At 71.7% G+C, this 22,946-nt stretch carries 22 protein-coding genes; 17 read left to right on the top strand and 5 right to left on the bottom strand.

The features are described from left to right. The first annotated feature begins 125 nt into the window (after nt 1-125). The 7 genes from ACIQ9E_RS18480 (at nt 126) to ACIQ9E_RS18450 (ending at nt 6,145) form a co-directional block, all read left to right on the top strand. Nucleotides 126-776, top strand: a complete 651-nt coding sequence (locus tag ACIQ9E_RS18480; RefSeq protein ID WP_403708107.1) for an HAD family hydrolase — start codon at nt 126-128, stop codon at nt 774-776. A 74-nt stretch (nt 777-850) separates the two neighbouring features. Next, nucleotides 851-2,026, top strand: a complete 1,176-nt coding sequence (locus ACIQ9E_RS18475; protein ID WP_403708104.1) for an acetoin utilization protein AcuC — start codon at nt 851-853, stop codon at nt 2,024-2,026. Between the two features lie 295 nt (nt 2,027-2,321). After that, the gene (locus ACIQ9E_RS18470) at nt 2,322-3,134 is read left to right on the top strand and encodes a phosphatase (protein ID WP_403708101.1); all 813 of its coding nucleotides are present in this window, start codon (nt 2,322-2,324) and stop codon (nt 3,132-3,134) included. A 128-nt stretch (nt 3,135-3,262) separates the two neighbouring features. Continuing rightward, on the top strand, nt 3,263-3,475 hold the full coding sequence (locus ACIQ9E_RS18465) for a helix-turn-helix domain-containing protein (protein ID WP_014046653.1): 213 nt from the start codon (nt 3,263-3,265) through the stop codon (nt 3,473-3,475). Between the two features lie 163 nt (nt 3,476-3,638). Further along, entirely contained in the window at nt 3,639-3,737 is a 99-nt protein-coding gene (locus tag ACIQ9E_RS18460) for a 30S ribosomal protein bS22 (protein ID WP_003948845.1), read from the top strand. Between the two features lie 237 nt (nt 3,738-3,974). After that, nucleotides 3,975-5,048, top strand: a complete 1,074-nt coding sequence (locus tag ACIQ9E_RS18455) for an NAD-dependent epimerase/dehydratase family protein (protein WP_403708098.1) — start codon at nt 3,975-3,977, stop codon at nt 5,046-5,048. Between the two features lie 14 nt (nt 5,049-5,062). Beyond that, nucleotides 5,063-6,145, top strand: a complete 1,083-nt coding sequence (locus ACIQ9E_RS18450) for a lysophospholipid acyltransferase family protein (RefSeq protein ID WP_403708095.1) — start codon at nt 5,063-5,065, stop codon at nt 6,143-6,145. A gap of 127 nt (nt 6,146-6,272) precedes the next feature. On the opposite strand, the gene ACIQ9E_RS18445 is transcribed toward ACIQ9E_RS18450, so the two are convergent. The 3 genes from ACIQ9E_RS18445 to ACIQ9E_RS18435 all read right to left on the bottom strand — a co-directional run bounded on the left by ACIQ9E_RS18445 (nt 6,273) and on the right by ACIQ9E_RS18435 (nt 10,234). Continuing rightward, nucleotides 6,273-7,571, bottom strand: a complete 1,299-nt coding sequence (locus ACIQ9E_RS18445) for a DUF5667 domain-containing protein (RefSeq protein WP_403708092.1) — start codon at nt 7,569-7,571, stop codon at nt 6,273-6,275. A gap of 388 nt (nt 7,572-7,959) precedes the next feature. After that, the gene (locus ACIQ9E_RS18440) at nt 7,960-8,829 is read right to left on the bottom strand and encodes an ECF subfamily RNA polymerase sigma factor, BldN family (protein ID WP_006347435.1); all 870 of its coding nucleotides are present in this window, start codon (nt 8,827-8,829) and stop codon (nt 7,960-7,962) included. A gap of 466 nt (nt 8,830-9,295) precedes the next feature. Beyond that, nucleotides 9,296-10,234, bottom strand: coding sequence for an HAD family hydrolase (locus ACIQ9E_RS18435; protein ID WP_403708089.1), 939 nt, complete (start codon nt 10,232-10,234; stop codon nt 9,296-9,298). 148 nt (nt 10,235-10,382) lie between these two features. Here ACIQ9E_RS18435 and ACIQ9E_RS18430 point away from each other — a divergent pair, with 148 nt between their 5' ends. From ACIQ9E_RS18430 to ACIQ9E_RS18410, 5 genes are all read left to right on the top strand, one after another. Next, the gene (locus ACIQ9E_RS18430; RefSeq protein ID WP_403708086.1) at nt 10,383-10,661 is read left to right on the top strand and encodes a glutaredoxin family protein; all 279 of its coding nucleotides are present in this window, start codon (nt 10,383-10,385) and stop codon (nt 10,659-10,661) included. Between the two features lie 483 nt (nt 10,662-11,144). After that, the gene (locus ACIQ9E_RS18425) at nt 11,145-11,945 is read left to right on the top strand and encodes a redox-sensing transcriptional repressor Rex (RefSeq protein WP_403708083.1); all 801 of its coding nucleotides are present in this window, start codon (nt 11,145-11,147) and stop codon (nt 11,943-11,945) included. Next, nucleotides 11,942-13,609 carry a glutamyl-tRNA reductase gene (locus tag ACIQ9E_RS18420; protein ID WP_403708080.1) on the top strand — a complete coding sequence of 556 codons (1,668 nt, stop codon included), beginning with the start codon at nt 11,942-11,944 and terminating at the stop codon, nt 13,607-13,609. Before ACIQ9E_RS18425 ends, ACIQ9E_RS18420 begins: the two co-directional genes overlap by 4 nt. Beyond that, nucleotides 13,606-14,565, top strand: a complete 960-nt coding sequence (gene hemC / locus ACIQ9E_RS18415) for a hydroxymethylbilane synthase (RefSeq protein WP_403708077.1) — start codon at nt 13,606-13,608, stop codon at nt 14,563-14,565. The genes ACIQ9E_RS18420 and hemC overlap by 4 nt, the downstream gene beginning before the upstream one ends. Continuing rightward, complete coding sequence (locus tag ACIQ9E_RS18410) at nt 14,562-16,226, top strand: uroporphyrinogen-III synthase (RefSeq protein ID WP_403708074.1); 1,665 nt, start codon at nt 14,562-14,564, stop codon at nt 16,224-16,226. Before hemC ends, ACIQ9E_RS18410 begins: the two co-directional genes overlap by 4 nt. An 87-nt stretch (nt 16,227-16,313) precedes the next feature. Here the strand turns inward: ACIQ9E_RS18410 and ACIQ9E_RS18405 are convergent, their stop codons facing one another. Beyond that, nucleotides 16,314-16,541 carry a hypothetical protein gene (locus ACIQ9E_RS18405; protein ID WP_403708071.1) on the bottom strand — a complete coding sequence of 76 codons (228 nt, stop codon included), beginning with the start codon at nt 16,539-16,541 and terminating at the stop codon, nt 16,314-16,316. Nucleotides 16,542-16,703: 162 nt separating this feature from the next. Between ACIQ9E_RS18405 and ACIQ9E_RS18400 the strand changes: the two genes are divergently transcribed. From ACIQ9E_RS18400 to ACIQ9E_RS18380, 5 genes are all read left to right on the top strand, one after another. Beyond that, nucleotides 16,704-17,258 carry a DinB family protein gene (locus tag ACIQ9E_RS18400; RefSeq protein ID WP_403708068.1) on the top strand — a complete coding sequence of 185 codons (555 nt, stop codon included), beginning with the start codon at nt 16,704-16,706 and terminating at the stop codon, nt 17,256-17,258. A 50-nt stretch (nt 17,259-17,308) separates the two neighbouring features. After that, complete coding sequence (hemB, locus tag ACIQ9E_RS18395; RefSeq protein WP_403708065.1) at nt 17,309-18,298, top strand: porphobilinogen synthase; 990 nt, start codon at nt 17,309-17,311, stop codon at nt 18,296-18,298. Between the two features lie 199 nt (nt 18,299-18,497). Beyond that, a complete protein-coding gene (locus ACIQ9E_RS18390) occupies nt 18,498-19,703 on the top strand; it encodes a cytochrome P450 (RefSeq protein WP_403708062.1) in 1,206 nt (401 codons plus the stop codon). A gap of 93 nt (nt 19,704-19,796) precedes the next feature. After that, nucleotides 19,797-21,188 (top strand): glutamine synthetase family protein, encoded by a 1,392-nt coding sequence (locus ACIQ9E_RS18385; RefSeq protein WP_403708059.1) that lies wholly within the window; start codon nt 19,797-19,799, stop codon nt 21,186-21,188. Nucleotides 21,189-21,322: 134 nt separating this feature from the next. Beyond that, nucleotides 21,323-22,198 carry an NAD(P)H-binding protein gene (locus tag ACIQ9E_RS18380; protein WP_403708056.1) on the top strand — a complete coding sequence of 292 codons (876 nt, stop codon included), beginning with the start codon at nt 21,323-21,325 and terminating at the stop codon, nt 22,196-22,198. Nucleotides 22,199-22,346: 148 nt separating this feature from the next. Here ACIQ9E_RS18380 and ACIQ9E_RS18375 read toward each other — a convergent pair whose 3' ends face one another. Next, nucleotides 22,347-22,919 carry a TetR family transcriptional regulator gene (locus ACIQ9E_RS18375; RefSeq protein ID WP_403708053.1) on the bottom strand — a complete coding sequence of 191 codons (573 nt, stop codon included), beginning with the start codon at nt 22,917-22,919 and terminating at the stop codon, nt 22,347-22,349. Between the last annotated feature and the right edge of the window lie 27 nt (nt 22,920-22,946).

Genomic DNA, 22,946 nt, shown 5'->3' with positions numbered 1-22,946 from the left:
GGAGAGTAGGACGCCGCCGAACAATTTTTGATGGGAAGGCCCCGCACACTGTGCGGGGCCTTTCTGCATTTCCGGACAGAAAATCCCGACCGGAGGCCCTCAGGGCGGGCTTCTAGGCTGGGAGCATGACCTACGACCTGATCATCTTCGATAACGACGGGGTGCTCGTCGACAGCGAGCCGGTCGCCAACGCCATCCTCGCCGGGTATCTGACCGAGCTGGGGCATCCCACCACGTACGAGGACTCGCTGCGGGACTACATGGGCGCCGCGGTGCACCGCGTACACGATCTGGTCAGGGAACGGACCGGGCAGCGGCTGCCTCCGGAGTTCGACGAGACCCTGCACGAGCGGACCTTCGCCGCCTTCGAACGGGAGCTGGAGACCGTCGCCGGAGTCACCGAGGTGCTGGGCGAGCTGTCGGCCGCCCGGGTGCCGTACTGTCTCGCCTCCTCCGGGACGCATCAGCGGATCCGGGTCGGACACCGGAAGACCGGGCTCGACCTCTGGTTCCACGAAGAGATCGTGTTCAGCGCCCAGGACGTCGGGCGGGGCAAACCGGCCCCGGACCTCTTCTTGCACGCCGCCGAGCGCATGGGAGTGGCGCCCGAGCGGTGCGCGGTCGTCGAGGACAGCGCACTGGGCGTCCGCGCCGCGATCGCGGCCGGAATGGACGTCTACGCCTTCACCGCGATGACGCCCGCCGGCGCACTCCAGGGCGCCACCGGCTCCTTCGGGTCCATGAAGGAACTCCCGCACCTGCTCGGCCTGCGCTGACACAAGCCGGCCCGGCCGGTGCAGCGAGCCGGGCGGGTCGGCGGCCGTCGGACGGGCCGGATACGGTGGCGGGCATGAGCGGCCGGGCGATGCTGATGTGGGACGAGGCGGTAACGGCGTACGACTTCGGGGACGGCCATCCCATGGACCCCGTACGACTCGCGCTGACCATGGGCCTGGTACGGGACTTCGGGCTCGACCGCGCCGTCGACGTCGTCGCCGCCAGACCGGCCGGGGACTCCACGCTCCGGCTCGTCCACCGGGCCGACTACGTGGCGGCCGTACGGGCCGCTTCGGCGGACCCCCGTACCGCGGACCAGGCCTACGGGCTCGGCACCGTCGACGACCCCGCCTTCGCCGGGATGCACGAGGCCTCCGCCCTGATCGCCGGGCAGTCCGTGGCCGCCGCCGAGGCACTCTGGCGCGGAGACACGGCACACGCCGTGAACTTCGCCGGCGGACTGCACCACGCGATGGCCGGCTCCGCCGCCGGGTTCTGCATCTACAACGACGCCTCCCTCGCCATCGCCCGGCTGCTGGAACTGGGCGCGGAACGAGTGGCGTACGTCGACGTCGACGTCCACCACGGAGACGGCGTACAAGCCGCGTTCTGGGGCGATCCGCGGGTGCTGACGATCTCCCTGCACGAACACCCGAGGACACTCTTCCCCGGCACCGGCCGACCCGAGGAGACCGGGGCCGCAGGGGTCGCGGAAGGCGGGGCGGTCAATGTGGCGCTGCCGCCGGGAACGGGCGACGAGGGCTGGCTGCGGGCCTTTCACTCGGTGGTACCCGAACTCCTGGCCGACTTCCGGCCCCAGGCACTGGTCACCCAGCACGGAGCCGATACGCACTTCGAGGACCCGCTGGCGCATCTCGCGGTATCGCTCGACGCCCAGCGGCTCGTCCAGGAAGCCTGCCACGGGCTGGCCCACGAACACGCCGAGGACGGCCGGTGGCTGGCGCTCGGCGGCGGCGGGTACGCCGTCGTGGACGTCGTCCCGCGCTCCTGGACCCATCTCGTGGGAATCGCCGCGCACGCGCCCGTCGACCCGGAAGCCATGGTGCCGCAGGAATGGCGGGACCGGGTGTACGCGCTGACGCGGCAGCCAGGGCCCCGGCGGATGACCGACGGGCGGGCGCCGCGGTGGCGGGACTGGGACGCCGGATACGACCCCGCCGACCGGCTCGACCAGGCCGTGCTGGCCACGCGGCGGGCCGTGTTCCCGCTGCGGGGGCTCCTTCCGTAACCGGTGCCGTAAGCGGTGGCGTAAGCGGTGGCGTAAGCCGCTGCCGTAATCCGGTGCCGTCATCGGAACCGGTGGGCCGAAGCCGGGGACCGGTGCCGTGCGCCCGTCCTGTACCCCGGGACGGGGCGCGGGCCCGCACCCCGCCCGGAACGCGGGATCCGGCCGCCCGCCGGGTCCGTGCGCGGCACGGGGGCGTGAAAAGGGCCTCTACGGGGCCGTGTTGGGCCGAACGCGGGACCCGGGCGGGGAAACCCCGCCGACCGCCCCGCGCTGCGGCAGCCTCGTCCCTGTGGCGATGAGTCGAAGGGCACTGCGGGCCCATCTGGTGGCCGCCGGACTGGCGGGCACCGTCGCGACGAGCCGGGAGAACTGCCTCCGCCGGTACCGGCTGTTCGCCGCGGGCGACCCCCGGACCAGACTCGGGCTCGTCCCCGAACACGACTGGACCGAACGGGACCTGCTCGCGCTGATGGCCGAACGGTGCGGGGTGCCTGCCGATCCGGGACGGGTCTCCGGGCCCGAGACCATCGACCCCGACCGGACGCTCGACGCGCTGGACGCCTTCGCCGGAGAGCTTGCTTCCCTCGCAGCACGGCGGGGCGCCGTCCTGCTCGGAACCGGCCATCCCCACCGGCTCCTGGGGTTTTACGGCGGCCTCGCAGACGCTTTGTCGGCGGCGGGCTGTCTCGTCCTCACACCCGCGCAGGGCAGAAGTGTCGACATAACGACCCGGTTCGGCGTACGTCAGGGCACGCTGACGTACGTACAAGGGGTCGCGCTGGTGCGGGAAGACGGCGCACGGGGCTCAGTGGCGGGAACCGGCGCACATACCCACTCGCCGCTGCCGCTGCGGCTGGCCCTGGAGGGTCTGGTGGCCGCCGGGGGGCCGTTGCCCGATCTGGTCGTCGGGGACCACGGCTGGGTCTGCGGGGCTGGTCAGCTGGGCTTTCCGGCCATCGGCCCGGCGGACGCCGACGATCCGGCCGTCTTTGTGGGCGAGGCGGAGGGGCGGATCGCCGTCGCGGTGCCGCTCGACGACGCCGTACGATCGGCGCATTACCGGCCCCTCATGCGCTATGTACTCAAACGCGCCTGTCTGTCGGCTTAGGCCGCCGTTGGCTGCTCCTCTTCCCCACTCGTACCACGCGCCCCTAGTCTGGGGAGTGAGCGCACAGCGACGAAGAGTCACCGGAGGGGAAGCCGGTGGGCGTCATGTGCGGAAGGTACAGGTGGGTCATGGCTGCTGGCAGCGAGAGGCCTCTCAACGAGGTCAAGTTCCTTACCGTGGCGGAAGTCGCCTCGGTGATGCGGGTGTCGAAAATGACTGTGTACCGGCTGGTGCACAGCGGGCATCTGCCGGCGATCCGGGTGGGGAGGTCCTTCCGAGTTCCGGAGCAAGCGGTGCACGAGTATCTCCGCGAATCCTTCGTGGGGGTCGAATCCGCTTAGCGGGATGCCCGCAGGCGATCTGCGGGAGTCCCGCGGGTGCCGGCGGAGCAGGCGGCGACCCTCGGATTACGGGCTCGGAGCTCGGGCGGGTAGGCTAGGCCGACGTAGGTCGTGTGGGCCCAGACGCCCCGCACCGAGTGAAGAGAAGTGAGCGAGGGTAGTCGTGGGCTCTGTTATCAAGAAGCGGCGCAAGCGGATGGCCAAGAAGAAGCACCGCAAGCTGCTCAAGCGCACCCGCGTTCAGCGTCGTAACAAGAAGTAAGGCTTCAACGACGGCTGTACGTGTTGTACGTATCACCGTGGCCCTCCCGCCCTTGTGGCAGGAGGGCCACAGTGTTTCCCGGGTACTTCCCGGGGCGGTACGGTCCCGAAGGCGCGCCGCGGCACAGAAGGGGACCGGGTCCGGACATCCCCCGGCAACGCCGAGCCGCTACCGTGGCGTCTGAACGTGTGAACGCGTTCACCTGTTGTTCGAGACGGCCGAGGGAAGGCGCTGATCTTGGGGAAGGTCGTGCTCGTGACCGGGGCCGCCCGGCAGCTCGGCGGCCGTCTGGTGCGCAGCCTGGGGCGGGACGCCCGGATCGACCGGGTGATCGCCGTCGACGCGGTGGTGCCCGAGCACGGTCTCGGCGGCGCGGAGTTCGTCCGTACGGACATCCGGCAGCCCGCGATAGGACGGGTCCTGGCCGAGCACGGGGTCGACACGGTCGTCCATCTCGATGTCACCGGCACCCCGCTGGGCGCCGGCGGCCGGACGGCCGTCAAGGAGACCAATGTCATCGGCACGATGCAGCTCCTCGGCGCCTGCCAGAAGACGCCCACGGTCCGGCGGCTGGTGGTGAAGTCGAGTACGAGCGTCTACGGTTCCGCGCCCCGCGACCCCGCAGTCTTCACCGAGACCACCCCGCCCAAATCCCTGCCGAGCGGTGGCTTCGCGAAGGACGCCGTGGAGGTCGAGGGGTACGTCCGGGGCTTCGCCCGGCGCCGCCCCGACGTCGCGGTCTGCGTGCTGAGGTTCGCCAATATCCTCGGGCCGGACGCCGACTCCCCGCTGGCCGAGTTCCTGTCGCTGCCGGTGCTGCCGACGGTGTTCGGCTACGACCCGCGGCTCCAGTTCGTCCACGAGGACGATGTGATCGACGTACTGCTGCTCGCGCTGCGCGAACCGCGCCGGGCCGGCCCGGTCAGCGGCACCTTCAATATCGCGGGCGACGGGGTGCTGCTGCTGTCGCAGTGCTCACGGCGGCTGGGGCGGCCGACGCTGCCGGTGCCGCTGCCCGCTGTGACCTGGGTGGGCTCCGCGTTGCGTACGGTGGGGGTCACGGACTTCTCGCCCGAGCAGATCCGGCTGCTGACCCACGGCCGGGTGGTCAGCACCGAGCAGATGCGCCGCACCCTGGGATTCACCCCCCGCTACACCACCCCGGAGACCTTCGCCGACTTCGCCCGTGCCCGCGGGGCCGGTCCGTTGCCGCCGCAGACGCTGGCACGGGCGGTCGACCGGGTGGGGGAGGCGCTGGGGGCCCGCGGGGCCGGTCCCGCGGCGGCCCCGACTCAGAGCGACGCCGGATAAGGAGCGTACCGACGATGGCGGACGCCAAGGTCATTCCCTTCGACCCCTTCGACGACGACCGGGCGCGCGGCGGTGCGCCGCGGGCCGGGCGGCGGCGTGCGCCCGGTGCGGCCGATCCGGCGGAGGCCGGGAACGTTCCGGCGGCCAGGGACGGCCGGAGCCGCCGCCCGGTGCGGCCGGTGGCCGTACCCGGGCAGACGTCCGGAGCCGCCCCCGTGCCGGCGACCGAAGCGGGGCCGGACACCGGTTCCGGGGCCGCCGGATGGGAGCGGAAGCTGGCGGGCGGCCTGGCGTTTCTGCGCCGGCGGGTCACCGGGGAGTACGAGGTCGACGAGTTCGGCTACGACAAGGAGCTGACCGACCAGGTCCTGATGTCGCTGCTGCGGCCGCTGTACGACAAGTACTTCCGGGTCGAGGTCAAGGGCATCGAGAACATCCCCGCCGAAGGGGGTGCCCTGGTCGTCGCCAACCACTCCGGCACGCTGCCGCTCGACGGGCTGATGTTGCAGGTCGCCGTGCACGACCGGCATCCGGCGGGCCGCCATCTGCGACTGCTCGCCGCGGATCTGGTCTTTATGCTGCCGGTCGTCAATGAACTCGCCCGCAAGGCCGGCCACACCCTGGCATGCGCGGAGGACGCGGAGCGGCTGCTGGAGCGCGGTGAGGTCGTCGGAGTGATGCCGGAGGGCTTCAAGGGGATCGGGAAGCCGTTCGGTGAGCGGTACAAGCTCCAGCGGTTCGGCCGCGGCGGCTTTGTGTCGACGGCGCTGCGGGCAGGCGTACCGATCGTGCCCTGTTCGATCGTGGGGGCCGAAGAGATCTATCCGATGATCGGGAACGCGAAGACCCTGGCGCGAGTGCTGGGGCTGCCCTACTTCCCGGTGACACCGACGTTTCCGCTGCTCGGCCCCCTGGGTGCCGTACCGCTGCCGACGAAGTGGACGATCCAGTTCGGGGAGCCGATTCCGACGGACGGCTATCCGGCCGAGGCGGCGGAGGACCCGATGCTGATGTTCAACCTCACCGATCAGGTGCGGGAGCAGATCCAGCACACGCTCTACAAGCTGCTGGTCCAGCGGCGGTCGGTCTTCTTCTGATCCGTACGTCATCGGGTCCGTACGCCATCGGGTCACACGGTCAGGACGGGGGTCCCGGATCATGATCCGGGACCCCCGTCCTATGGCTGCGCATCCCCCGGAGCGTCACCGTGCTCCGGGGGTCTGCTCAGCGGTCTTCCTCCGCGCTCAGACCCAGGCCGGGGAGGAGGCCGGGCAGCAGCGGCGGAAGGGTGATGTCCGGCTTCGGCGCCGGGGTCTCCCGGCCGTCGGCCGGAGGCGTGGTGCCCTTCGCCGGAGGGTCGAGCAGATCGCCCGCCCCGCCGAGGAGCCCCTGGTCCTTCGGAGTGGCCTGGCCGGAGCCGGTGTCCGAAGGGCCGGGCCGGCGGTCGCCGGAGGCAGGCGCGGAGCCGGTCGCAGACGGGGTGGTACGGGCGTCCCCGGAGGGCCGTTCACTCGTCTTCGGCACGGAGGCGCCGGGTTGTTCGGAGCCGCGGCCCTGCTCCGGAGGGGCGGGCAGCAGCGACTGCAACGGCTCGACCTCCTCCTCCATGGCCGTGAAGACGTCGTCTACCTCGCTGGAGACGTCCGAAAGCTGGACCGGCAGGCGCTCGCGCAGACCGTTCCACTTCTCACGATGGGACTGGGAGAAGGAGTTCAGCTTCCGGATCGGATTCAGCGAGCCGTTCCGCTCGTAGGCGGAGTGGAGCAGACGGTGGGCCTCGCGGACATCGTGGCGCATACCGTTGAGTGCACGCCGGACCTCCCCGATGGATTCATGGTCCATCGAACCGGACCGGGCCCGCTCCATCAGCCTGCGGGCCTCGTTGAGCCGGGTCGACGCCTGGTCCAGATACAGCTCGCCGCGGTCGGCCTCGCCGTCGGCCAGACCGAGACGGATATCCTCCATGCCCCGTTTGAGCCCGTAGAGCGAATCACCGGGGAGGGCGTCGGAGCTGGCCGCCGCCACCCCTCCGAAGGCGCCCGCTGCGACACCGACCGTGAGGCCGCCGGCCGCGATCCCCTTGGACCAGCGGGAGCGGGGCCGCAATTTCCGCAGGGGGGACGCCCGATGGGCACCGCGGCCCGCCCTGCGCTGCTCGGGCACGGTAGGCCCCGTCGACAGTGTTGCCTCGCCGGCCGCCGCGCCCGCAGTGCCCTCCCGGAACATGGCCTCCATGGCGGCCACGAGCTGCGCTCGCTGCACCACTTTGACCTCGGGATCCAGCTCGGGCTTCGGCAGTTCGCCGAGGCCGGTCGCCAGGGCCAGCATCCGCGTCTGCTCCGGTCGCCCCGCCGCAGCCGGTGCAGGCGGAGCGGCGGATTCCGGACGCTGCGGATCACCGGGGGCGTCGGAGCCCTCCGGTGCCGGGTCGGCGTCCTCGTCGTACCGCTGCGCGGCCGCCTGATCTTCCAGGGCCTGGGCGAAGGCGTTCGCCCGCCGGTGCGCCGAAACGTTCGCGATCACTGGCGGCACCTCCTCTCGTCATGACGATCGACTCCCCTGAGGGTCTGGAAGGTTGCACGATCTACGCGCATCCACACGATCGGGTGAGTGGCTGCGGGCAGGGCGTGACCACAGGGAGCCTGCATCCCGCACAACGAGCGGCGCGGCACTTGGGTTACGCGCGAAAGATGATCGGACCAGTGCGTCATCGTGGCGTCACCGATAGTGTGTTGGGGTCGGGGGACGGCGGGGGGAGGGGTGGTCGCGGTACGGCCGGGGCGCCGGCGGGGCCGGGGTGCTCCGGACTGCTTCCGTACCGCGACCGGTGGTGGTGCGGGGTGCTGTGCTGCGGGTTGCCGTGGTGGGACGGGACGGCGGCGGGGGGACGGTGGCGGGCGGTGCCCACGGCTCAGCGGGCGTCTTCCGGCAGCAGCCGGGCGAGGGTGCGTACGGCGCGGTACTGGAGGGTCTTGATGGCCCCCTCGTTCTTGCCCATCACCCGCGCTGTCTCGGCGACGGACAGTCCTTGCAGGAAGCGCAGGGTCACGCACTCCTGCTGCTGGGGGTTGAGCTTGCGGACCGCTTCCAGCAGTGCCGCGTTCGACAGGGATTCGAGGACCGAGTCCTCCGGACTGCGCTCGACCTCGTTGGCGTCGAGCATCTCTCCGGTGGTGACCTCCAGCCGGAAGCGGCTGGACTTGAAGTGGTCGGCGACCAGATTGCGGGCGATCGTCACCAGCCAGGCGCCGAAGTCCCGGCCCTGCCAGGTGAAGGTGGAGATCCGGCGCAGGGCGCGCAGGAACGTCTCGCTGGTGAGGTCCTCGGCGGTCGCTTTGCCGCCGACGCGGTAGTAGATATAGCGGTAGACGGTGTCGCTGTACTGGTCGTAGAGGCGGCCGAAGGCATCGGCTTCGCCCGCCTGCGCCCGTTCGACCAACTCCATCATGCGGGCGCTGTCGCTGTCGGCGGTGGGTCGGCGGACCGTTCCGGCGGCCGGGGCGGAGGAGGCGGTGCCGGAGCCGGTCCTGCTGCTCCGTCTGGCGACCGCACGGCCGCCGCCGGCCCGCCTGCCCTCCACGAGGGCGCTGCGCGCCGGTCCCTCCTTGTAGCCGTCGGCCAGGGCATAGCAGGGGGCGGCGGGGCCGCCGGTGGTGGCGAGGCGGGGCATGGCGAGGGCGGGGACGGCGTACGCGGTGGGGACGAAACCGCGCAGGTGTTCAAGGACCGTCGCGCGGAGCGTAGCCAGGCCCGAGGCGTCAACCCCGACGTGTGGGTACACGGGACTCCCAGAGGCAGAGCTTCCATCACGTGCAGTGCGGGACCGTTCACCCGTCGTGGCGACGGGCGGATCTCGTATGCGTCTGAGGAGAATAACGCTTCGTACAGGCAGTGCTACGCCCAGTTGCTCAAATCGTCGTTTCCGTTGTTTCTGTTACCTCAGGACGATGCATTAGCTAGTCGAAAATGAGCATTTGACGATCGGAAACGTTCGAGATCGGCCGGGTGGGGTGCGGCGGGAGCGGTTGCTTTCGTAGCCGTGTTCGCATGCCCGACCCTTCGCGCAGGGGCGGCCGCGGCGGTTGTGCCGCGGCGGGAGGGGGCTGCCGGGCAGCCCGGCGGGGGCCGGGGCACCGGGGTGTTCTGCGGCCCGTGGGGCGGGTGTTGAACGGGTGCCGTACGGAGACCGGGCAGGTCGGCACGGGATACGGGCCCGTGGGCCGGGAGTGCCGGGGCGGGGCGATGGGTCAGCGGCGGCGGCGGTGCAGGGCCACCGCGGCTGCCGTACCGCCCGCGATCGCGCCCACTCCGGCGGCCGCCGGGATGCCGACCTTGGCCGCCTTGCGGCCGGTGCGGTAGTCGCGCAGCCGCCAGTCGCGTTCGCGCGCGTGTTTGCGCAGCTTGGTGTCCGGATTGATCGCGTATGGATGTCCTACGAGCGACAGCATCGGAATGTCGTTGTGCGAATCGCTGTACGCCGCGCAGCGCGCGAGGTCGAGGCCCTCGGCGGCGGCGAGGGCGCGGACGGCCTCGGCCTTCGCCGGGCCGTGCAGGGGCTCGCCGACGAGCCTGCCCGTATAGACGCCGTCGACGGACTCGGCCACCGTGCCGAGCGCGCCGGTCAGTCCGAGGCGGCGGGCGATGATCGTCGCGGTCTCCACCGGGGCCGCGGTCACCAGCCAGACCTTCTGGCCCGCGTCGAGGTGCGCCTGGGCGAGGGCGCGGGTGCCCGGCCAGATGCGGTCGGCCATGTACTCGTCGTAGATCTCCTCGCCGATGCTCATCAGCTCGGAGACGCGGTGGCCCTTCACGATGGAGAGCGCGGACTCCCGTACGTCCGCCATGTGCTCCGGGTCCTCGACCCCGGCCAGCCGGAACCAGGTCTGCTGCCAGGCGAACCGGGCCAGCTCGCTGCGCTGGAAGAACTTCCGCTTGTAGAGGCCGCGGCCGAAGTGGAAGATCGCGGCGCCCTGCATCACGGTGTTGTCGAGGTCGAAGAAGGCGGCGGCGCGGGTGTCGCCCGCCACGGGGAATTCGCGTTCCGGGGCGGAGGCGTCCGCGGCCGGGGCCTCGCCGGCCGGCTCGCCGGCCGCCTTGCGCGCGGCCTCGGCCGCCGCCTCGCCTGCGAGCACGCTGCGCGCGGTCGCGGAGCGCCGTCGGGGGGTGAGCCATCCACGTGCGGCCATAACGCGAGCATAGCCAGTCTGTTCGGGAGTTCCCGACCGGCCCGGATGCGGCCCGGTGAACACTGCGAGGCACTGTTGTTACGGCGGGAGGAGCGGGCACGGGAGGGGGAGGGCCGGTGTCCGGTGGGCGGGGCGGAGAATGGTGCTCATGAGTCCACTGCTGCGGCGTACGAAGAAGAAGGCGGCGCGTGACCGGGTGGTCACGCTCATCGGCAAGCCGGGATGCCATCTGTGCGACGACGCGCGGGCGGTGGTGGAGAAGGTGTGCGCCGAGACGGGGGCCTCGTGGGAGGAGAAGGACATCACCCGGGACGAGGCGCTGCACCGGGAGTACTGGGAGCAGATCCCGGTAGTGCTGGTGGACGGGGAGCAGCACACGTTCTGGAGGGTGGACGAGGCGAGGCTGCGCGGGGCGCTGGAGGGGTGACGGCCGCCTGGCGGCGGGCCTTGGCGGGGAGTGGCCTGGCCCTTGCCTGCGCTTGGGCGCCCCGGTGCGGGTGCGCCCGGCGTGGCGGGGCTGGTTTCCGGCCGCGGGCCGTGGGTGGCTGGTCGCGCAGTTCCTTGCGCCCCTGGGCGCCTGCCCCCGGGGCTCTGTCCTCGGCCGGGGGTGGAGCGGAGGTGGAGTGGGGGTGCAGGGGGGTACCCGGGAGGGGTGGAGGCGGGGCAGAGTAAAGGGACTCGGGGGCATGCGGGAGGAGTGTGGGTTGCTTTGCCCCCATCGGGTGGGAAACGGTTCGACGCTGTGTGCGGTTCCATGTTTACGGGATCCTCATGCGTGACCCCGGTCACTTTGACTGGACAAAACGGACACAATCTTTGTGCACGCGTTCACAAAGACATAGCCTGCTGTCGACGGGGCGGTCCTGGTACACACGGCCGCCTAGAGCCTCGCTCATCCCGCAGGAGCACCGTGGCAACTGGCCGAAATCACCGACCGGCGACTCGCAGCCGAGGAATCCCCGAGGCCACCGTCGCCCGGCTTCCGCTGTACCTGCGGGCGCTGACCGCTCTTTCCGAGCGGTCCGTACCCACGGTCTCCTCCGAGGAACTGGCCGCGGCGGCGGGGGTCAACTCCGCGAAGCTGCGGAAGGACTTCTCGTACCTCGGCTCCTACGGCACCCGCGGTGTGGGGTACGACGTCGAGTACCTCGTCTACCAGATCTCCCGCGAGCTGGGGCTCACCCAGGACTGGCCCGTGGTCATCGTCGGTATCGGCAACCTCGGCGCCGCGCTCGCCAACTACGGAGGATTCGCCTCCCGCGGCTTCCGGGTCGCCGCGCTGATCGACGCGGATCCGGCGATGGCCGGGAAGCCCGTCGCGGGGATCCCGGTCCAGCACTCCGACGAGCTGGAGAAGATCATCAGCGACAACGGTGTGTCGATCGGTGTCATCGCCACGCCCGCCGGTGCCGCGCAGCCGGTGTGCGACCGGCTGGTGGCCGCCGGAGTCACCTCCATCCTGAACTTCGCGCCGACCGTGCTCTCCGTGCCGGAGGGCGTCGACGTGCGCAAGGTCGACCTGTCGATCGAACTCCAGATCCTCGCCTTCCACGAACAGCGGAAGTCCGGGGACGGCGGCGAGGCGTCCCCGGAGGCCGCCCGCGCCGCGTCCGTTCCGGCGGACGGCGGGACGGCTGCCGCTCCGGCGGGCGCCGAGGCCGCCGCCCGGAAGGGACCTGACGGGGATATGCCCGCCGTGATGCCGGCATGAGCCTTCTGGTCGTCGGACTGAGCCACCGCAGCGCTCCGGTGAGCGTGCTGGAGAGAGCCGCGCTCTCCGCGGACGCGCAGGTCAAGCTGGCGCAGGACATCGTCTCCGCCGAGCCCGCCGCGGAGGCGGCGGTGCTCGCCACCTGCAACCGCATCGAGCTGTACGCGGACGTCGACAAGTTCCACGCGGGCGTCGCCGAGCTGTCCACGCTGCTCGCCCAGCACAGCGGGGTGGGGCTGGAGGAGCTGACCCCCTATCTCTATGTGCACTACGAGGACCGCGCCGTCCACCATCTCTTCTCGGTGGCCTGCGGTCTGGACTCGATGGTCGTCGGCGAGGGCCAGATCCTCGGCCAGATCAAGGACGCCCTCGCGCGCGGCCAGGAGCTGCACACCGCCGGGCGGCTGATCAACGACCTCTTCCAGCAGGCCCTGCGGGTCGGCAAACGCGCCCACAGCGAGACCGGTATCGACCGGGCCGGGCAGTCCCTCGTCAGCTTCGGCCTGGAGCAGCTCGCCGGCGGCGCGGACGTCCCCGGCTGGGTGGCCGGGCAGCGGGCCCTGGTCATCGGCGCCGGTTCGATGTCGTCGCTCGCCGCGACGACCCTCGCGCGCCTCGGCGTACGCGAACTCGTCATCGCCAATCGCACACTCGACCGGGCGGAGAAGCTGGCCGTGTCCCTCGCGGCGCTCGGCCAGGGGACCGTACGCGCGGTGCCGATGAGTGCGGTACCGGATGAACTGACACGTGCATCCGCGGTGGTGTCCTGTACCGGCGCGACCGGTCTCGTCCTCACCGCCGAGGCCGTCGCCGACGCCCTCGCCGTACCCGAGAGCGCCTCCGTCGTGATGGCCGGTGCCGTGGTGACCGAGAGCGTCCAGGGTGCGCAGGGTGCCCTGCGCGCGCCCGACGGGAGCCTGGTGGCCCGGCTCGCGGAGACCGCGAGCCGCGACGGCCGGGTCCGGATCCGGGACCTCGGCGGCCGGCCCGCCGAGGGCGGCGACACGGGCTGCCCCGTCGGACTCGACGACACCCCCGCCGCCACGGGTGCGGGCGATCCGGCCCAGCACGGCGTGTGGATGGAGAACGCCGGCGGTACCGCGGTCGTCGCGCCCCGCCAGGCCGTACGCCACCGCGGCGGCTCCGTCCGGATGGCCCTGCTCGACCTCGCCATGCCCCGCGATATCGACCATGCCGTCCACCGCATCCCCGGTGTCCGGCTGGTCGATATCGAGTCCCTCGCCGATGCCTCGGCCGACGCGCCCATGGCGGCCGACGTCGACCAGGTCCGCGATATCGTCGCCGCCGAGGTGGCCGCCTTCGGGGCGGCCCAGCGCGCCGCCCGGATCACGCCCACCGTCATCGCGCTGCGCGCCATGGCCGCCGATGTCGTCGCCGGTGAGCTGGCACGCCTCGACGGCCGGCTCAGCGGGCTCGACGAGAAGCAGCGCGGCGAAATCCAGCAGACCGTACGGCGTGTGGTGGACAAGCTGCTGCACGCGCCGACGGTACGGGTGAAGCAGTTGGCCGGTGAGCCCGGCGGTGCCGGATACGCCGACGCCCTGCGCACCCTTTTCGACCTCGACCCGGAGACCGTGGCGTCCGTGAGCCGGGCCGATCCGACCGACCGCGAGACCGACGCCGAGAACCGAGGGCGATCATGACCGACAGGGTACTGAGGCTCGGGACCAGGCGCAGCAAGCTGGCCATGGCCCAGTCCGGACAAGTGGCACGGGCGGTGGAGGCGTTGACCGGCCGTTCCGTCGAGCTGGTCGAGATCACCACGTACGGCGACACCTCCCGCGAACATCTGGCGCAGATCGGCGGCACCGGTGTGTTCGTGGCCGCGCTGCGCGAGGCGCTGGCCGCGGGAGAGGTGGATTTCGCCGTTCACTCGCTGAAGGACCTTCCGACCGCGCAGCCCGCCGAACTGGTGCTCGCGGCGATTCCGCAGCGCGAGGATCCGCGGGATGTGCTGATCGCCCGGGACGGCCTGACCTTCGACCGGCTGCCCGAGGGCGCCCGCGTCGGTACGGGCTCCCCCCGGCGCGCCGCCCAGCTCAACGCGTACGCGCGGGCCCACCACACCCGCATAGAGACCGTCCCGATCCGGGGGAACGTCGACACCCGGATCGGATATGTGCACAGCGGGGAGCTGGACGCGGTGGTTCTCGCCGCGGCCGGTCTGAACCGCATGGGCAGAAGCGCGGAGGTGACCGATTTCCTTTCGGTCGACTTCGTCCTGCCCGCCCCCGGCCAGGGGGCCCTGGCGATCGAGTGCCCCGCGCACGATACGGAGCTGATCGCCGTTCTCGCCGGGCTCGACGATCCGGTCACCCGGGTCGCCGTGACCGCCGAGCGTTCCCTGCTCGCCGCCCTGGAGGCCGGCTGCAGCGCACCCGTGGGGGCGCTCGCCGACCTGTTGGGCGACGGCCAGGCTGTCACCGAAATGCGCCTGCGGGGCGTCGTCGGCACCACCGACGGCGCGACGCTGGTGCAGCTATCCGTCACCGGTCCCGTACCCACGTCGCACGGCGACGCCATCGCGCTCGGTCGCGAACTCGCGTCCGAGATGCTCGCCAAGGGTGCGGCCGGTCTTATGGGGGAGCGAGCGTCTTGAGCCCCACCACCAACCTGTCCACGGCGTACGACTCGGCACACGGGCACGTCACTTTCCTCGGCGCCGGTCCCGGTGATCCGGGACTGCTGACCCTGCGGGCTGTCGAGGCACTCGCGGGAGCCGATGTCCTGATCGCCGAGCCCGATGTGCTCGACGTGGTTCGCGGCCATGCGCGGGCGAGCGTCAGCACGCCTGAGCTGACGGTTGTTGACGATGCGTCAACAGCCGCCGGAATCCCCGTACTCAGGGATGCGGTCAATCTTGTCATGGAGGCCGCGCGCTCCGGCAGGCGGGTCGTGCGAGCGGTGAGCGGCGATCCCGGTCTCGACGCCGACGCCGGTCACGAGATGCTGGCCTGCGCCGCGGAGGGCATTCCCTTCGAGGTGGTGCCCGGTATCGCGGCGGCGGTGGGCGTGCCCGCCTATGCCGGGGTGCCGCTGCGGGACGCGCAGGGCGCGGACGTCCGCTTCGTCGACGCCCGGACCGCGAGTGAGCGCTGCTGGTCGGAGGTGGGGGCGAGCGACGGTACGGTCGTGGTCTCCACCACGCTCGACGCGGTCGCCGCGGCGGCGGGTGAGCTGGTCGCGGCGGGCCGTAAGCCGGACACCCCGCTGACCGTCACGGTCGCCGGTACCACCACCCGGCAGCGGACCTGGACCGCGACGCTCGGCACGATCGCGCAGGTCTTCAAGCAGGGCAAGGTGCTGCCGTCCCCGGAGGGGCACCGCCCGGTGATAGCGGTGGTCGGTGAGCGCAGCGCGCCCGCGCAGCGCGATCAGCTCGCGTGGTTCGAGTCCAAGCCGCTGTTCGGCTGGAAGGTGCTCGTGCCGCGGACGAAGGAGCAGGCCGCTTCGCTGTCGGACCAGTTGCGTTCGTACGGTGCGGTGCCGCACGAGGTGCCGACGATCGCGGTCGAGCCGCCGCGTACCCCGCAGCAGATGGAGCGGGCGGTCAAGGGCCTGGTCACAGGACGGTACGAGTGGATCGCCTTCACCTCGGTGAACGCGGTCAAGGCGGTCCGGGAGAAGTTCGAGGAGTACGGGCTCGACGCCCGCGCCTTCGCCGGGATCAAGGTCGCGGCGGTCGGCGAGCAGACCGCGAAGGCGCTGATCGACTTCGGTGTGAAGCCGGATCTGGTGCCGAGCGGCGAGCAGTCGGCCGCGGGGCTGCTGGAGGACTGGCCGCCGTACGACCCGGTCTTCGACCCGATCGACCGGGTGTTCCTGCCGCGTGCGGACATCGCGACCGAGACGCTGGTCGCGGGCCTGATCGAACTGGGCTGGGAGGTCGACGACGTCACGGCCTACCGGACCGTGCGGGCCTCGCCGCCGCCGGCGGAGACCCGCGAGGCGATCAAGGGCGGCGGTTTCGACGCGGTGCTGTTCACCTCGTCGTCGACCGTACGGAATCTGGTCGGGATCGCCGGGAAGCCGCACAACGTGACGGTGATCGCGTGTATCGGCCCGGCGACGGCGAAGACCGCGGAGGAGCACGGGCTGCGGGTGGACGTGCTGTCGCCCGAGCCTTCGGTGCACCGGCTGGCGGAGGCGCTGGCGGAGTTCGGCGCGGGGCGCCGGACGGCGGCGGTCGAGGCGGGCGAGCATGTGACCCGGCCGAGTGAGCGGCGTCCGGGCGGCCGCAGGCGGCGGACGACGACCTGAGTGTGCGTACGGTGGGCCCGGTGGGGGCGGTCAGCCTCCACCGGGCCTTTTCCGTTTACGGGTGGGCCGAGGCGTCGAGTGGGGTGGTTACGGGTTCACGTCGGCGGGGATCTGCGGACCCGAGAACACGATCCTGGGGTAGCCCTTGGCCTGTGCCGCGGCGCTGATCGCGTTCGCGATCTCCTGCGGGGTCAGTGCCGAAACAGGGGTGGTCAGATGGTTGTCGAGCGTGAAGCTCAGAATGACGCCCCCGTCGTTGCCGCCGGGGTAGTCGGCGAGTCCGCGGAACGTGGTTCCGTTGGCGAAAACGGCCATGATCGCCTCCAGGGTCGGATGAGGAGTGCTGACAGCCTTACCCGGACGCGGGACCGACCGGCCGTCGGTGGGGCCTGGGCACTTCGACAGAGAAGCACGGTCCGGCGCCGGACGCCATCAAATCCATTGCCGGAGGCAAAGGTTGGGTGGCAGCCTCCGGCCATGACGACCGACGAACCCGCCGCCGCTTCCGCCCGCGCCGCCCTGCTCGCGGGGCAGCTCGACCTGGTCTGGGCCCTCTTCGAGTACCACCTCCCGGACCTGGACTTCGACGACCACCTCTGGGAGCCCGCGCCCGGGGCATGGACGGTCCGGCCCGACGGCGCGGGCCGCTGGGTGCCCGACTGGCAGGTGCCGGAGCCCGATCCCGTACCGACGACGTCCATCGGCTGGCTGTCGTGGCATATCGGCTACTGGTGGACGGTCACCCTCCGGCACTGCTTCGGGGACGGCGCCCCGGCCCGGGAGGAGATCTTCTGGCCCGGTGGCGCGGGTGCCGCCGCCGACTGGCTGCGCGGTCTGAAGGACGAGTGGCGGGCCGAGCTGGTGCGGCTGACGGACGAGGACCTCGATTCCACCGGGCGGACCGCCGGGCTGCCGCTCTTCGGGGACACCGTGCTGACGCTGGCCGAGACCGCTTCCTGGGTCAACTTCGAGCTGGCGAAGAACGTGTCCGAGATCGGTCTCACCGTACGGCTGCGGAGGACGTCCGCATAGCCGGGGCACTGGTTTCGGCGCCGCGGAGGGCGGGGCGTAGCGTGGGTGGTATGAGTACGTACGGTTCCTTTCCCGGTTCCCGGCCGAGGCGGCTGCGGACCACCCCCGCCCTGCGGCGCATGGTCGCCGAGACCCGGCTGCACCCCTCGGATCTGATCCTGCCCGCCTTCGTCCGGGAGGGGATCTCCGAGCCGGTGCCGATCTCGGCGATGCCGGGGGTCGTCCAGCACACCCGGGACACGCTGCGGAAGGCCGCCGTGGAGGCGCGCGCCGCCGGGGTCGCCGGGATCATGCTCTTCGGGGTGCCGGAGGACGCGAAGAAGGACGGCGCCGGGACGGCCGGGACCGATCCGGACGGCATCCTCCAGGTGGCGATCCGGGATGTGAAGGCCGAGGTCGGCGACGAGTTGGTGATCATGTCGGACCTCTGTCTCGACGAGTACACCGACCACGGGCACTGCGGTGTGCTGGACGCCGAAGGCCGGGTGGACAACGACGCCACGCTGGAGCGGTACGCGGAGATGGCGCAGGTCCAGGCGGACGCGGGCGTCCATGTCGTCGGCCCGAGCGGGATGATGGACGGCCAGGTCGGTGTCATCAGGGATGCGCTCGACACGATCGGCAAGGAGGACGTGTCGATCCTGGCGTACACCGTGAAGTACTCCTCGGCCTTCTACGGCCCCTTCCGGGAGGCCGTCGGCTCGTCGCTGCACGGGGACCGCAAGACGTACCAGCAGGATCCGGCGAATGTCCGGGAGTCGCTGCGCGAGCTGGCCCTCGATCTGGAGGAGGGCGCGGACATGGTGATGGTCAAGCCGGCCGGTCCGTACCTCGACGTGCTGGCGAAGATCGCGGACGCGGTGGATGTGCCGGTGGCCGCCTACCAGATCAGCGGGGAGTACGCGATGGTCGAGGCGGCCGCCGAGAAGGGGTGGATCGACCGGGACAAGGCGATCCTGGAGACGCTCACGGGTATCCGCAGGGCCGGGGCGGACATGATCCTCACCTACTGGGCGACGGAGGTCGCGCGCGGGCTCTGACGGTCCGCTCCGCGGGAGGGACGGGGGCAGGGGCCCCGGCCTCTCGCCCGGCTCCGCACCGGCGCCCCCGGCCCGGTCCGCCCCTTCGGCCGGGGGAGCGTACACCGTACGGCGGGATTTCCGCACCGGCACTTGACGTGCCCTGCGCGCCGCCCCGAGTCTGTGGCTCCCCGATCCGCTCCCAGAGCCGGAGGTTCCCATGCCGGGTGCCGACCCGACGGACGGTGTGCCCTGGTTCGACGTCAGGGATCCGGACTTCTCCATCACCTCCGCCGCGGTGCACGCGGCCCGCGAGAAGTCCTGGTACGCCCGGACCACCTACGGACTGGCCGTGCTGCGCCACGCCGAGACCGAGGAGCTGCTGAAGCACCCCCTGCTCCGTCAGGGCAGTGTGTCCTGGCCGGCCCGCAACGGGGTGACCGAGGGGCCCCTCGCCGACTGGTGGGCGAGCTGGGTCCTCCATCAGGAGGGGGAAGAGCACCTCAGACTGCGGCGGCTGATGAACCCCGCCTTCACCGCCCGCTCGGCCGCGGCCCTGCTGCCCCGGTTCCGGGCTCTCGCCGGGGAGTTGACGGATGCCTTCGCGGACCGCGGCCGCTGCGAGTTCGTCTCGGAGTTCGCGGAACCCTACGCGGCCCGGGTGATCGCCGTGCTCCTCGGTCTCCCGGAGCCGGAGTGGCCGGTCGTCGCCCGCGAGTCCGCGGTGCTCGGTCTCGCCCTGGGGGTGAACGTCCGCCGGGACCTCGACCGCATCGAGCGCGCGCTCGCCGCGCTGTACGCCTACGCCGACGAGGTGATCGCGGAGCGGCGGAGCGGGGAGGGCGACGATTTCGTCTCCCGGCTGGTCCGGGCGAGCCGGACCGGCGACCGGCTCAGCGGCGCCGAACTCCGCGACGGCCTGGTGCTGCTGATCTTCGGCGGCTTCGACACCACCCGCAACCAGCTCGGGCTGGCCCTGGAGACCTTCGCCCGCCATCCCGGCCAGTGGCAGCTCCTTGCCGAGCGGCCGGAGCTGGGCGGCCGTGCGGTCGAGGAGGTCATGCGCGTCGATCCCACGGTGCGGTGGATCACCCGGGAGGCGCTGGAGGACTTCACCTTCCGGGGTCTGGACATCCCCGCCGGAACCACCGTCCAGATATGGAGCGAATCCGCCGGTACCGACCCCCGTGTCCACGGCGCGTACTCTTTCGACATCACCGCCGAGCGGGAACCGCACTTCGGTTTCGGCGGCGGAGTCCACCACTGCCTCGGCCACTTCGTCGCCCGCGCCGATATGAGCGAGGCGCTGCCGGTGCTCGCCCGGCGGTTGCGGGACCTCCGGATCGGGGAGGGCGCCGTCCGGCTGCCCGACTCCGGCAACACCGGCCCCGTACGCCTCCCGCTCCTCTTCACCCCCGCTCCCTGACCGCCCCCCTGACCGTTCCCTTTCCGTTTCCTTCCGTTCCCTGACCGGGGCGGGGCTCTCCCGTCCCTGCCGTTCTCCTTCTGTGAGGTCCCCTTGACCGTCCGCCCGCCGAGCACCACCGCGCTCGACCGCCACCGCGAACAGAACACCGACCAGGAGGCCGTGGGCGCCTTACGGAAGCGGATCACCGAGGCCGGGGTGGAGTTCATCTACTACCAGTCGGTGACCCTCAGCGGCCGGGTGGTGGGCAAGGTCGTGCCCGCGGTCCAGCTGCTCCGCAATCTGGAGAAGGGCGTCCAGCTCCACCGCTCCGTCGCCGCCGATATCCAGGCGGACCGGAACGGCACCCTCCTCGGCGGCGGACCGCGGGCGGCCGAGTTCACCGCCCTGCCCGATCTCGACACCTTCGCCGTCCTGCCCTGGGACACCAGTGTCGCCCGGTTCTTCTGCCGCACCTACGAGCCGGAGCACCAGCCGGAGTGCGGCGGGGAACCGTTCGCCGCCGATGTCCGCGGTCATCTCATCCGGCAGCACCGGGAGTTCACCGAGCGGACCGGTCTCGTCCTCCGCACCGGCTGCGAGCCCGAGGTCACCTGGACCGGGCCCGGTCTTGAGGTGTTCAGCCGCCCGGACGGCTGCCCGGCCTACCAGGTCGATCTGCTGGAACGCTACCGGCCGATCTACCAGAAGGTCATGACCTACGGCCGGGCGATGGGCCTCGACATGATCGAAGGCGACTACGAGGACCCCGGACAGCTCGAACTGAACTGGATGTACGACCGGGCCGAACTGACCGCCGACCGGCTCGTCACCTTCCGCCAGATCTGCCGCCAGGTCGCCCGCGAACTCGGTGTCACGGTCAGCTTCATGCCCAAACCAGCCACCGGCGTGATGGGCAACGGCTGCCACCACAACCTCAGCCTCTGGCGCGGCGACGACAACGTCCTGGCCGAACCCGGCCGCCGCGAACTGCACCTCTCCGAAACCGGACGGCACGCCCTCGGCGGCATCCTGGCCCATGCCGCGGGCTCGATGGCCGTCATGGGGTCCACCGTCAACTCGTACAAGCGGTACTGGGACGTGGGCCTCTTCGCCCCCGGGCAGATCGACTGGGGGATGGACGACAAGACCTGCACCGTACGCCTGTCCGCCAACGGCCGTCTGGAGCTGAAACTCCCGGACGCCATGGTCAACCCGTACCTCTCCCATGCCGTCCTGCTCGCCGTCGTCGCCGACGGTCTGGAGAACCGGATCGACCCCGGACCGCCCCAGGGGGCCGGTGGCGAGGCCGGAGACCGGTTCCCCGCGCTGCCCGCGACCCTGGGCGAGGCGCTGGCCGCCTTCGCCGGGGACGCCGTGGTCAGGGGCGGGCTCGGTGCGGAGACCGCCGATCTCTACCTGGCGCTGAAAGGCGACGAGTGGGCCCGGTTCTGCGCGGCCGTCACCGACTGGGAGCACATGATGTACGCGGAGGGCACCCCGTGACCGGACCGCGGGCCGCCGGGCCGCCCCTGCCGTGACCGGCACCGCGCGATGACTGCGTACGCTGTACCCTCAACCTTTTGGAATCTGCGTACGGTGTACCTGGTGCGTGCGCGGTCGAGGTGACGGAGGTACGGATGACGATCCTGGTGACCGGTGCGACCGGAAACGTCGGACGTCCGGTGGCCCGCGAACTGGCCGGTCGCGGGGTGGCGGTACGGGCCCTGACCCGCGATCCGGCCAAGGCCTCGGCAGCGCCGGCGGGCTTTCCCGCGGGTGTCGAGTGGGCCGTGGGCGATCTGGCCCGGCCCGGGGGCCTGGCGGAGGCGCTGGCGGGGGTCGACCGGCTGCTGCTCTTCCCGTACCCCGATACCGCGGACGAGGTCGTCGCCCTGGCGAAGGCGGCCGGGGTGCGGCGGATCGTGGTGCTGTCGTCGGCGGCGGTGACCTCCGGCTACGACACCACGTTCCATCTGCCGGTGGAGCGGGCGGTCGAGGCCTCGGGCCTGGAGTGGACGTTCATCAGGCCCGGCGAGTTCGCGGTCAACAAGCTGGAGCTGTGGGGCCCCTCGGTCCGGGCGGAGCGGACCGTCTTCGACACCGACCCCGACTGGGTGGGCTCCCCGGTCCACGAGGCGGATATCGCGGACGCGATCGCCACCGCCCTGCTGGAGGACGGCCACGCGGGCCGCGCGTACACCTTCAACGGCCCGGAGAGCCTGACCGTACGGGAGCAGGTCGCGGTCCTCGCACGCGAGCTGGGCGAGGAGGTCCGGGTCCAGGAGGTCACCCCGCTGGAGCTGCGCGAACGCTATCTGGCGCAGGGCGGCTTCGCGGCGGCCTCGGCGGACTTCATGCTCGGCTTCGAGACGTACGACGGCGAGGTCGTGGCGGAGGCGGAGGAGTTCGACCTCGCCGAGGCGCTGGTGGAGGCCTCGGCGGAGATCGTCACCGGCCGGCCGGCCAGGACCTTCGCGGAGTGGGTACGGGAGCACGCGGAAGCGTTCAGGTAGGGGTGCGGCGTTCGGGTAGGAGTGCAGCGTTCAGATAGGGGTGCGGCGTTCGGGTGTACGTGTGGTGATGCTCCGGCAGGGGCGGGCGCGGGGTCGGGGTGTCCTGTCGCCCCGGGGCCGCCCCCTCCCGGCGGGGCCGGGGTGCCGGTCAGGGGCGGGTGAGGGTGTGGACGGCGGTGGTGAGGGCGGCGCGGTGGTCGGCGAGGCGGTCCGGGGCGAAGGCGTCGCCCGGCGCCACGTCGCGCAGGCCGGGTGAGGCGGTGAACCAGGCGGTGACCTGGCCGAGGACGAGTGCCAGCAAATCGACCGGCGCTATCCGGCCGCTGACCGTGCCGCGGCGCTGGGCGTCTGCGAGGGCTTCGACCTTGGGGCGGTAGGCGTCGGTCTCGGCGGTGATGGTGCCGGGCCGTTCGAGCTGGCGCCAGGATGCCAGGCGGAGTATGCCGGGCCGGGTGGCGAGGTGGTCGAAGAGGGCGCCCGCGTAGCCGGGGAGGTCGTCGGCGGTGAAGGGGACGGCGTCGGCGAGGGAGCCCAGATACCGGGCGAGGACGGCGTCGAAGAGCTGGTCCTTGTTGCCGTAGTAGACGTAGATCAGCCGCTTGTTGGCTTCGGCGTTCCGGGCGATGCGGTCGACGCGGGCGCCGGCGAGTCCGTAGCGGGTGAACTCCTCGAAGGCGGCTGCGAGGAGGCGGGCCTTGGTGGCGGTCGAGTCGGGTGGCATGGCACCACCCTATCGGGCGGGGTAACT

This window comes from Streptomyces sp. NPDC094448 (assembly GCF_044763775.1).
Lineage (GTDB): Bacteria > Actinomycetota > Actinomycetes > Streptomycetales > Streptomycetaceae > Streptomyces.
The sequence above is the reverse complement of the archived record's forward strand: the minus strand, read 5'-3'. Positions and strand labels throughout refer to the sequence as shown.